Source organism: Bisgaardia hudsonensis (assembly GCF_004345785.1).
Classification (GTDB): Bacteria; Pseudomonadota; Gammaproteobacteria; order Enterobacterales; family Pasteurellaceae; genus Bisgaardia; species Bisgaardia hudsonensis.
In genome coordinates, this window is sequence record NZ_SLXI01000004.1 from 89,237 (window position 1) to 100,372 (window position 11,136).

The following is an 11,136-nucleotide window of genomic DNA, read 5'->3' on the forward strand; positions in this document are numbered from 1 at the left end:
AGAGATATTGGCAATATGGTTATATTGTTTTTGTCTTATTATTGAGATTTAATTAATTTAATGTTATATTTTTTAGATAAAATTCATTTTACCGTTTGCTTTTAAGCGAGGAGAAGTATAAATATGGTTAACATAGATCATTTAGATAAACAAATACTGTCGGTTTTAATTAAAGATGCAAGAACCCCTTATGCTGAAATGGCTAAATGTTTTGGCGTGAGTCCCGGAACAATTCATGTTCGTGTTGAAAAAATGCGGCAATCAGGGATTATTCAAGGGACAAAAATTAGAATTGATGAAAGAAAATTAGGCTATGACGTTTGTTGTTTTATCGGTATTATTTTAAAAAGTGCTAAAGACTATGACAAAGTTATTAAGGAACTTGAGCAATTCGATGAGGTCGTTGAGGCATATTATACAACTGGAAATTATTCCATTTTTATTAAAGTAATGACTCACACTATTGCCGAACTACATAGTGTTTTAGCTACAAAAATTCAATTAATAGATGAAATTCAATCGACTGAAACATTAATTTCAATGCAAAATCCTATTCTTAGAGATATAAAGCCCTAAATAAACCTAAAATTATGCTCTAGATTTTGTTATTAGATTAATAAAAATTTAATTAATCGGATATAGTATTTTAGTATTTTATTTATTAATATAGCTTCTATGACTGTTTTGACCGCTTAATTTTATGATGAAAACAAGAGAAGAGTTAATTTTGCAATTAATCAGTTCTATTGGGAGAGTATATGTTAATGAATTATCCCTACAACTTGATGTTTCTGTTGAAACTATTCGTCGAGATTTAAATAATTTAGTTAAAAAAGGACTTGTTCATCGTATTCATGGTGGTGCGGTTAGCCCAAAGTCGAAGGATATTGGTAGTTCTTTTCAAGTTAGACAAAAAACAAACTATGAAGCAAAACGTTCTATCGCTGAAAGAGTTGTTGAATATGTTTTTGAAGGTGCTGTGATTGGTCTAGATGCCAGTTCTAGTAGTTGGCATGTAGCACAATTAATGCCCAATATCCCTTGTACAGTAGTGACTAATTCTATGCATAATATTAGTGCATTAGTGAATAAGCCTAATATTAGAACTATTGCTACTGGGGGAGCATATTCGAGTAAGTATGATGCTTTTTATGGCCCATTGTCAGAACATTTATTACAGCGATTACATATTGATTTATGTATTTTTTCTTGTTCTGGTATCGATAGTAATGGGGATATTTGGGAGTCTAATGAACTTAATGCTTCTATAAAACGTAAAATGATAGAAACATCAGGTAAGAATTTTTTACTGGCTGATAATTCTAAATTTGAACGTAAGCATTTAATTAAACTCAATACATTATCTCAAGTTAATCTTTTCTTTACGAATATATTACCTAGTGTTCAATTGCAAGATTATTGTAAAAATTTTGATATAACTATTTCAATTTAATTCAATAATATTGACCGTTTTTACCGATTTATTTATTTTTTATATAAAACGGTCATTTGTTTACTATTTTTTTATGGTTTTTGTGTGATCTTTCTCACGAAAAATACATAAAATCATAAAAAAATTATGCTCTTTTTCTTTTTTACGAAAGAATAACTATACGTAACTTGTCGTTATTCACTTACTTAAAAAAGAGGAAGAAAAAATGGCCCAATTCAAATTTACTCCAGTAAAAATCGGTATTCGTCCAACTATTGATGGTCGTCGTGAAGGTGTTCGTGAATCTTTAGAAGATCAAACAATGAATATGGCAAAATCTGTTGCAACATTACTTGAAAGTACGGTTCGTCATACTGATGGTTCTTTTGTGGAATGTGTTATTGGTGATACTTGTATTGGTGGTGTAACTGAAGCTGCTGCTTGTGCAGAAAAATTTAAATTGAATAATGTAGGGCTAACAATCACGGTTACTCCATGTTGGTGTTATGGTTCTGAAACTATTGATATGGACCCTCATATGCCAAAAGCTATTTGGGGTTTTAATGGTACAGAACGTCCAGGAGCAGTTTATCTTGCCGCTGCACTTGCAGGGCATTCACAAATGGGGTTGCCAGCATTTTCTATTTATGGCACAGAAGTGCAAGAAGCCGATGACACCACAATTCCAGAAGATGTAAAAGAAAAATTATTACGTTTTGCTCGAGCAGGTCTTGCGGTTGCGACTATTCGTGGTAAATCTTATTTATCAATTGGTTCTGTATCAATGGGGATTGCGGGATCGATTGTTAATCAACCGTTCTTCCAAGAGTATCTTGGTATGCGTAACGAATATGTCGATATGACAGAGATTAAACGTCGTTTAGATCGTGAAATTTATGATCCTGAAGAAGTGAAATTGGCGTTATCTTGGGTGAAACAATATTGCAAAGATGGTGTTGATGTAAATAGCCCAGAAAATCAAAGAACACCAGCTGAACGTGAAGAACTTTGGGAAAATGTGGTTAAGATGACTATTATTGCTCGTGATTTAATGGTTAGCAATCCAAGATTAGCTGAACTTAATTATGGGGAAGAAGCACTTGGCCACAATGCCATTGCCGCAGGTTTCCAAGGTCAACGCCATTGGACAGATCACCTTCCTAACGGTGATTTTATGGAAGCCATGCTCAATTCTACTTACGATTGGAATGGTGTACGTCCTCCTTATATTCTTGCTACAGAAAATGACTCTTTAAATGGCGTTTGTATGTTATTGGGACACCAATTAACAGGGCAGGCACAAATCTTTGCTGATGTTCGCACTTATTGGAGCCAAGATTCTGTTGAAAGAGTAACGGGTTATCGACCTGAAGTTGGTTTTATCCATTTAGTTAACTCTGGTTCAGCAGCATTAGATGGAACAGGTCAACATACTGATAAAAATGGTAATCCAGTGATTAAACCAGCTTGGGAAGTAACAGAAGAAGATGGTAAACGCTGTTTAGCTAATACGACTTGGTGCCCTGCGGTGCATGAATATTTCCGTGGAGGCGGTTTATCTTCTCAATATTTAACTAAAGGTGGTATGCCGTTCACAATGCACCGTATCAATATTATTAAAGGTGTTGGTCCTGTATTACAAATAGCGGAAGGCTGGTCTATTGATTTACCAGAAAATGTTCATGATATTTTAAATAAACGCACAAATGAAACTTGGCCTACAACTTGGTTTACTCCTCGTTTAACAGGTAAAGGCGCATTTAAAGATGTTTATTCTGTAATGGCAAACTGGGGAGCCAATCACTGTGTCGCTACATTTGGTCATGTTGGTGCCGATCTAATTACTCTTGCTTCAATGTTGCGTATTCCTGTTTGTATGCACAATGTTGAAGATGACAAAGTATTCCGCCCAAGTACTTGGAGTGCTTTTGGTCAGGATAAAGAGGGGCAAGATTACCGCGCTTGCAGTAACTTTGGACCACTTTATAAATAATATTATTAAAAAAGTGCGGTTAAATTCTACCGCACTTTATTTAAGTTTTTTATTTGCCTGTCTAGCTCTTTTTTGGGGGAATTAAAATGGCTTTAGCTTTAATTTTTGACTGTGGCGCAACAAATATACGGACTATCGCTATTGATGAAAAAGGAAAAATCGTTGCCTCTCATCATATTGCTAATAATACTCAAGCTGGCTTAGAGAACGAGCAATTTCGTATTTGGGATTTTGAGGAAATCTGGCAGAAATTACTAATTTGTGCTGAAAATACTATAACTAATTTAAATAAACAACATATTGATTTAAAAAATATTATTGGTATTGCTGTAACCACATTTGGTGTTGATGGTGCACCTTTTGATGAAAAAGGGCATCAACTCTATCCTATCATTTCTTGGAAATGCCCACGCACATTGCCTGTTATGGCAAATTTAGCTAAATACCTAGATGTTGAAGCACTATATAAACGTAATGGTATTGGTCAATATAGTTTCAATACGTTGTTTAAATTGCTTTGGTTAAAAGAAAATAAACCAGATATTTTCACTAAGATGGATAAATTTGTGTTTATTTCTTCAATGATCAGTCAACGTTTAACAGGTGTATTTACTACCGATCGTACGATGGCTGGAACCTCAATGATGACAAATTTAGCAACTAATGACTGGGATGAGGAAGTGTTAGCAGTTTTAGGATTAACAAAAGATCATTTTCCACCAATGGTTAATGCAGGTGAAAAGATTGGTCATTTAACTCATTCATTAGCTGAGAAATTTGGCTTAAATAAAATTCCTGTTATCTCTGCTGGTCATGATACTCAATTTGCTGTTTTTGGCTCTGGAGCCGGGTTAAATCAACCTGTTTTAAGTTCTGGTACTTGGGAAATTTTGATGGCTCGTACAGAAAAAGCAGAGCCACATATTGAATTTGTCCCTCAAGGGTTAACTACTGAATTTGATGCGCAACATCATTGTTTCAATCCTGCTGTACAGTGGGTTGGTTCAGGTGTTATGGAATGGATTGGTAAGTTATTTTTTGTGGATGTAGTCGGGTCAGATAATTATTATCCTGCCATGATTTCTTCAGGAGAAGCCGTTCCTGTTGGTTCAAATGGAATTCGTTTTAACGGAACATTCTCGGCGACGGATAAACCTATTGGACTAGGTAGCATAACTGGACTATCAATGCATAATCAACGTGGGCAAATTTATCGTGCCGCCTTGGAATATATGGCGTTACAACTCAAGAATGGATTGAATGTATTACAACAAGTTAGTCATTTTGAGGCAGAGAGTTTAATTTGTGTTGGTGGTGGTTCAAAGAATAAATTGTGGAACCAAATTAGAGCTGATGTTTTGGGATTGCCTTTAGATATTGTTGATGTTGCTGAAAGTACAGTTCTTGGTGCAGCAATGTTTACATTTGCTGGCGTAGGCTTATTTACGAATGTTGATCAAGCACAACAACAAATGCGACCAAATAAACAGCGTATTTATCCATCAGAGAATACTGTTGCTTATCAGCAATGGTTAAGAGAAATGTAGATCTATTTTTATTCAATTTTAATGAAAGAGGTTTTCTATGTTAAAAGGTATTCATCCCGCTTTATCACCAGAGTTATTAAAAATCTTAGCAGAAATGGGACACGGTGATGAGCTCGTGTTGTCCGATGCTCATTTCCCTGCCCATCAATTACATCATAAAGTTATTCGAGCTGATGGTTTAGGTGTGGATACATTATTAAAAGCAATTAGTCCATTATTTGAATTTGACGCTTATGTCGAAGCACCTTTAATTATGATGCAAGCTGTTGAAGGTGATTCATTGGATCCAAGCGTTGAAGAACGTTATCTAAATGCGATTCGTTCTAGTGTAGGTAATGTACCTAATTTAACCCGAATTGATCGCTTTGCTTTTTATGATCGTGCTAAGCAAGCTTATGCAGTGGTTATTTCAGGTGAAACCGCGAAATACGGAAATATCATTATCAAAAAAGGTGTAACACCATTAGTTTAATTAGTTTTATTTGAGGTACTAAAAATGAACAGAAAAGAATTATCTAGAAAAATTATTGATACTTGCTTGGAAATGACCAGACTTGGTTTAAATCAAGGTACAGCAGGTAACGTTAGTGTGCGTTATCAAGATGGAATGTTGATTACCCCAACAGGCACACCCTATGAAATGCTTACGGAAGATAGCATTGTTTATGTAGATAAAAATGGTAAATATGAAGAAGGAAAACTTCCTTCAAGTGAATGGCATTTCCACCTTGCTGTATATGAAGCACGTTCTGATGTTGATGCTGTTGTTCATAATCACGCACTAAATTGTGCGGCAGTTTCTATTTTAGAAAAACCGATTCCACCTATTCATTATATGATTGCTGTTGGTGGAACGGATCACATTCCTTGTGTTCCTTATGCCACTTTTGGTACGCATAAATTAGCGGAATATGTGAAAGAGGGGATTAAAGAAAGTAAAGCAATTTTGCTTGCTCATCATGGCTTAATTGCTGCAGAAAAAAATCTCGATAAAGCCTTGTGGTTAGCACACGAAGTAGAAGTATTGGCAAGTTGGTATATTAAGTTATTAGGGACAAATCAACCTATTCCAGTTCTTCCAAAAGAAGAAATGGACGTCGTTTTAGGTAAATTTAAATCTTACGGATTACGTATCGAAGAGTAACTAATCGAATGGGAGTAAATTATGTCACCAAATGAAATATTACTCACAATGCGACATATTAGTAAAGGTTTTGCTGGTGTTCAAGCGTTGAAAGATGTTCAGCTGACCTTAAGAAAAGGTGAAGTACATGCTTTGATGGGAGAAAATGGCGCCGGAAAATCAACATTGATGAAATGTATGATAGGTGTTTATCAAGCAGATGAGGGGGAAATCATCTATAAAGGCGAAAAAGTTAATTTTTCCTCTGTCCTTGATGCACAGCATGCTGGTATTAGTATGATTTTCCAAGAATTAAATTTAATTCCCCACTTAACTGTTGCTGAAAATATTTTTTTTGCACGAGAGCCAATTCATCTAGGTATGGTGGATAAACAAAAAATGATAAAAGAATCGGCTAAAATTTTATCATTATTTGATATTGATGTTAGTCCCACAGACGAAGTGCGAACATTACCAGTAGCTAAGCAACAAATGGTTGAAATAGCAAAAGCACTTTCTTTTGATGTTGAAGTTCTTATTATGGACGAGCCAACTTCAGCGTTAACAGAAAAAGAAATTGATAAACTATTTGAATTGGTCAATAAACTTAAAGATAAGGGAGTAAGTATTGTTTATATCTCCCATAGAATGGAAGAGTTAAAACGTATTTGTGATCACATCACTATTTTCCGTGATGGTACCTATGTTTCAGATCATCCTTTTAAAGAAATAACAATGGATGAGATCATCACTAAGATGGTTGGTCGTTCTTTAGATAATCATTTCCCTCCCAAAACAGCAGTTATTGAAGATGACATTATTCTATCAATTATGAATGCTGAACGTTATGGTGTTTTTGAACCACTTAATTTTGACTTACGAAAAGGCGAGATACTAGGTATTACAGGGCTTGTTGGCGCTAAGCGAACAGAGCTTGCTAGGGCAATATTTGGTGCTGATCCATTAGATGGTGGAGAAATTTATGTTCACCATAAAAAAGTATCAATTAAAGATCCGTCTGATGCGATTAAGGCGGGAATAGCCTATTTATCTGAAGATAGAAAATTAAATGGTGTCGCCGTCAGAATGACTATTCGTGAAAATATTACGATGGCTTCTTTAGATAAAGTCTCTAATCAAATAGGGGTGATTTCTTATACTGATGAAGAAAAAGCATCTAAAACTTTTATTGATAAGATGGAGATTAAAACACCAACAATAGAGCAATTAGTTAATAATCTTAGTGGTGGTAATCAACAAAAAGTGGTTATTGGTAAGTGGTTGTTTAGAGAAGCGACGGTAATGATTTTTGATGAGCCTACAAGAGGAATTGATGTTGGTGCTAAATATGCGATTTATCAATTATTAGATGAATTAGCTGCAAATGGTGTAGGTGTTATTATGATTTCTTCAGAGTTACCCGAAATTTTAGGCATTTCTGACAGAGTTATTGTGATGAGAGAGGGGCGTATGACCGGTATGCTTGAAACTAAAAAAACTAATCAAGAAGAGATTATGCATTATGCGACAGGTGTAAAAAATATGTTTGTTAATGAATATGGGGGGCTTAAATGACTGATCAACAAAAAGAAATGTTAAGAAAAATTGCATCTTTAGCGGGATTATTACTACTGGTTTTAGTTTTTAGCTTCACTAATGAGTATTTTTTTACAGTAAATAATATTCTAACCGTTGGATTGCAAACTTCAACAATAACCTTAATTGGTATTGGTGCAACCGTTGTTATTTTGACAGGTGGTATTGACTTAAGTACCGGCTCTGTTGTTGCATTATCTGGTGTGGCAGCTGCAATGGTAGTGAATGCAGGTGTACCTGTTCCACTAGGCATCATGTTTGGTGTAATTGTTGGTGGATTATGTGGTTTTACTAATGGTATTGTTGTTACGGTATTAAGATTACCACCATTTATTGCAACGCTAGGTATGATGATGGTTGCTAGAGGTTTAGCCCTTTATATCACTAATGCCGCACCAGTTTCAGGTATGCCAGAAAGTTTTGGTGAGTTAGGAAATGGTGCATTATTCAGAGTAGTAGAAGAAGGGGCGAATGGCTTCCCTATCGTTAAATTTCCAGGTATTCCATATCCAGTCATTATAATGATTTTTGTAGTTATTTTATTTGCTTTTGCTTTATCTAAATTAAAAACAGGACGTTATATTTATGCGATTGGTTCAAATGAAGAAGCGGCTCGTTTGTCTGGAATTAAAACAAATAAAGTAAAAAATTATGCTTATATTGCAAGTGGATTATTATCAGGTTTAGCTGGTGTTATTCTTGCTTCTCGTTTGATTACCGCACAGCCAAATGGGGGTATAGCTTATGAGTTAGATGCAATAGCAAGTGCAGTAGTGGGAGGAACTTCATTATCAGGTGGGATTGGAACAATTCCCGGAACGTTAATAGGTTCTTTTATTATTGGAGTGTTACGTAATGGTTTAAATATGAATGGCGTTTCCGCATTCGTTCAACAAATTATTATCGGCCTTGTTATTATCGTTACTGTAGCATTAGATCAACTTCGTCAAGTTAAGAAAACTAAAAAAACTCAACCTACACAAAAACAGGAGAAATTAAAATGAAAAAATTAACTGTAATTAGTGCTGCTATTTTAGGTTTATCAACTCTGTTTGTATCATCTGCAACGTTTGCAAAGACAAATGAAATTGCAGTAATCGTAAAATCAGAAAACTCTAACTTCTGGCAAAATGTTAAAAAGGGTGCGTTAGCGGCAGAGAAAGAACTTGGTGGAAAATATAAAGTTTCTTTTCAAGGACCACAAGCTGAAACAGCGATTGATGAAGAAGTGAATATGGTAAAAAATGCAATTAACCGTGATGTTGCGGGTATTGTATTAGCTGCATCAGATCCAAATGCATTAATTCAACCAGTTAAGGAAGCTTTCCAACATGCTATTCCTGTCGTTATTATTGATTCTGGTATTAATAGTGATGGTAAATATTATCAATCTTATCTTGCAACAGATAATTATGCAGCGGGCAAATTAGCCGCTGAAAAATTATTAGCTGAATTAAAAGGTAAAGGTGGTAAAGTTGGGGTGATGTCTTATACGCCTGGTTCAGATAGTGCAATCAAACGTGGTGGTGGCTTTGTTGATGCAGTAAAAGCTCAAAAAGGTATTGATGTTTTAGAGACTCGTTATTCTCAATCAGATATGACGTTGGCATTAAACCAAACTACAGATGTGTTGGCATCTAACCCAGAACTAGTGGCAATGTTTGGGGCAAATGAACCTACAGCAGTAGGTATGGCTCGAGCCATTAAAGAAAAAGGTTATGCTGGTAAAATTGTTGCCGTTGGCTTTGATGGGAATAAAGCATTACAAGACTTTGTCAGAGATGGAACATTAAATGGTATTGTTGTTCAATCTTCTTATCAAATGGGCTTTAAAGGTGTGAATACTATTGATCGTATCTTGAAAGGTGAAAAAGTTGAAAAATTCATTGATACTGGCGTTGTTTACGTAACTAAAGACAATATTGATTCAGAAGAAGCACAGGGCGTACTTTACTAAAATTAAAAATGGCATAATATTTCTTATGCCATTTCTTTTGAGAAATATTATTTTTGGAGAAATATTATTTTTGGAGAAATACTGTTATGGCAAATAGAATGATTTTAAATGAAACGAGCTATCATGGAAAAGGTGCAATACAAAATATTATTACTGAAGCACAAGCTCGTGGTTTTAAGAAAGCTCTCGTGGTTACTGATAAAGATTTGGTGAAATTTAAAGTAGCTGAAAAAGTGACCGCACTTTTAGATCAGGCAGGTCTTGCCTATGAGATTTTTGATGAAGTAAAAGCTAATCCTAGTGTTGATATTATTAAACGTGGTGTAGCTAAATTTAAAGAAGTGGGGGCAGATTACTTGATTGCTATCGGTGGTGGCTCGCCTATTGATAGTTCAAAAGCGATAGGGATTATTATTAATAATCCAGAATTTAGTGATGTGTTGTCTTTAGAGGGGGTTGCACCAACTAAGAAAAAATCAGTTCCTGTTATTGCTGTTTCAACAACGGCAGGAACTGCCGCAGAAGTAACCATAAATTATGTAATTACTGATGAAGCTAAAAAACGTAAATTTGTATGTGTTGATGTGAATGATATTCCGACTGTCGCAATTGTTGATCCTGATATGATGGCAAGTATGCCAAAAGGTTTAACCGCAGCCACAGGTATGGATGCTCTTACTCATGCGATTGAAGGCTATATTACTAAAGCGGCTTGGGAATTAACGGATGCGTTGCACTTAAAAGCAATAGAATTGATTTCTCGCCATTTGCGTAGTTCAGTTAATGGTGAGCCAGAAGGGCGTGAAGGTATGGCTTTAGGACAGTATGTTGCTGGTATGGGTTTTTCTAACGTTGGTTTAGGGGTTGTTCATAGTATGGCACACCCTTTATCTGCTTACTATGATACCCCTCATGGAATTGCAAATGCCGTGTTGTTACCTTATGTTATGGAATTTAACAAAAATTATACTGGTGAAAAATATCGTGAAATAGCTCGAGCAATGGGGGTTAAAGGTGTTGATGATATGTCGCAAGATGCATATCGAAATGCAGCAGTAGATGCAGTTAAACAACTTGCAAAAGATGTAGGTATTCCTGAAAAACTTTCTATGATTGGCGTTAAAGAAGAGGATTTACCTGCGCTTTCCATTGATGCGTTTAATGATGTTTGTACTGGCGGTAACCCAAGAGATTGTAATTCTGATGAAATTTTAGAGGTGTATAAAATTGCATTTTAGTTTTTATTATCAAGAATAGAAGTTAGCTTTATTTCTTTCATACTGTACTAATCTGATAGTTATTTATTTGAAAATCTATAACTATCAGATTTTGTTATAATCTCGTCGTCAATTCATTATCCTATTAATATATAAGATAATTCTTTTAAAATTACTTACCTTTAGTAATACAAATGATAATAATTGTTATTTGGATTGTTTTTCTTTGTATTTAGTATAGAATTACAAAATATTTTTGCTCAGATTATAT

General features: G+C 34.9%; 10 protein-coding genes. All 10 read left to right on the plus strand.

From position 1 onward, the window contains the following. Positions 1-123 precede the first annotated feature (123 nt). The 10 genes from asnC (at position 124) to fucO (ending at position 10,886) form a co-directional block, all read left to right on the plus strand. Positions 124-576 carry a transcriptional regulator AsnC gene (asnC, locus tag EV697_RS06470; RefSeq protein ID WP_132023860.1) on the plus strand — a complete coding sequence of 151 codons (453 nt, stop codon included), beginning with the start codon at positions 124-126 and terminating at the stop codon, positions 574-576. A 127-nt stretch (positions 577-703) separates the two neighbouring features. After that, positions 704-1,453 (plus strand): DeoR/GlpR family DNA-binding transcription regulator, encoded by a 750-nt coding sequence (locus EV697_RS06475; protein WP_132024110.1) that lies wholly within the window; start codon positions 704-706, stop codon positions 1,451-1,453. A 205-nt stretch (positions 1,454-1,658) separates the two neighbouring features. Then, positions 1,659-3,425, plus strand: a complete 1,767-nt coding sequence (gene fucI / locus EV697_RS06480; RefSeq protein WP_132023862.1) for an L-fucose isomerase — start codon at positions 1,659-1,661, stop codon at positions 3,423-3,425. An 86-nt stretch (positions 3,426-3,511) separates the two neighbouring features. After that, positions 3,512-4,972: an L-fuculokinase gene (gene fucK, locus EV697_RS06485; RefSeq protein ID WP_132023864.1), complete on the plus strand. Its 1,461-nt coding sequence runs from the start codon at positions 3,512-3,514 to the stop codon at positions 4,970-4,972. Between the two features lie 37 nt (positions 4,973-5,009). After that, on the plus strand, positions 5,010-5,444 hold the full coding sequence (fucU, locus tag EV697_RS06490) for an L-fucose mutarotase (RefSeq protein WP_132023866.1): 435 nt from the start codon (positions 5,010-5,012) through the stop codon (positions 5,442-5,444). Between the two features lie 24 nt (positions 5,445-5,468). Then, positions 5,469-6,116, plus strand: a complete 648-nt coding sequence (fucA, locus tag EV697_RS06495; protein WP_132023868.1) for an L-fuculose-phosphate aldolase — start codon at positions 5,469-5,471, stop codon at positions 6,114-6,116. A 21-nt stretch (positions 6,117-6,137) separates the two neighbouring features. After that, the gene (locus EV697_RS06500; protein WP_236824061.1) at positions 6,138-7,670 is read left to right on the plus strand and encodes a sugar ABC transporter ATP-binding protein; all 1,533 of its coding nucleotides are present in this window, start codon (positions 6,138-6,140) and stop codon (positions 7,668-7,670) included. Further along, complete coding sequence (locus EV697_RS06505; protein WP_132023870.1) at positions 7,667-8,695, plus strand: ABC transporter permease; 1,029 nt, start codon at positions 7,667-7,669, stop codon at positions 8,693-8,695. The genes EV697_RS06500 and EV697_RS06505 overlap by 4 nt, the downstream gene beginning before the upstream one ends. Then, positions 8,692-9,648 carry an ABC transporter substrate-binding protein gene (locus EV697_RS06510; RefSeq protein WP_132023872.1) on the plus strand — a complete coding sequence of 319 codons (957 nt, stop codon included), beginning with the start codon at positions 8,692-8,694 and terminating at the stop codon, positions 9,646-9,648. The genes EV697_RS06505 and EV697_RS06510 overlap by 4 nt, the downstream gene beginning before the upstream one ends. 86 nt (positions 9,649-9,734) lie before the next feature. Further along, positions 9,735-10,886: a lactaldehyde reductase gene (gene fucO, locus EV697_RS06515; RefSeq protein ID WP_132023874.1), complete on the plus strand. Its 1,152-nt coding sequence runs from the start codon at positions 9,735-9,737 to the stop codon at positions 10,884-10,886. Positions 10,887-11,136: the final 250 nt, after the last annotated feature.